Source organism: Streptomyces rubellomurinus, assembly GCF_000961885.1.
Taxonomy (GTDB): Bacteria; Actinomycetota; Actinomycetes; order Streptomycetales; family Streptomycetaceae; genus Kitasatospora; species Kitasatospora rubellomurina.
Genome location: NZ_JZKH01000332.1, coordinates 1 through 445 on the forward strand (window position 1 = coordinate 1; position 445 = coordinate 445).

1 protein-coding gene is annotated in these 445 nt (G+C 72.6%); it reads right to left on the bottom strand.

From position 1 onward, the window contains the following. On the bottom strand, positions 1-445 hold a 445-nt coding region (locus VM95_RS38070; protein WP_045706239.1), incomplete at both ends, for a serine hydrolase domain-containing protein.

A 445-nucleotide genomic window follows, 5' to 3' on the forward strand; every position in this document is an offset into this window, starting at 1 on the left:
TTCGGCCGCCAGCTCGTCCAGGCGTCGGCAGCGGTAGTGGGCCAGGGCCAGGCCGAGGAGGATGAAGCCGCGGTTGATGTAGCGGTGTCCGGCTCCGGGGTCGGCGATCAGCGGCTCTCCGCAGATCAGTTGGGCCAGCGGTTCGGTGCGGTTGCGGTACTGGTCGAGGCGGGTGTCGGCGCGAAGTCCGGAGGTGTGGGCGAGGATCTGCCGGGGTGTGATCCGGCCGCCGGGGGCGTCGGCCGGGATGTCGGGCAGCAGTTCGCGGATCGGGGTGTCCAGGGTGAAGCCGTCCATGAGGGAGGTGCCGACCAGCGGCCAGGTGGCCAGGACCTTGGTCAGCGAGGCCACGTCGTACACCGTGTCCGGCCCCGGCCGGGCGTCGCCGCACTCGGGGGCGACGACGCCGGAGGCCAGGTAGCCGGGCTCGGTGTCGAAGGTGCCG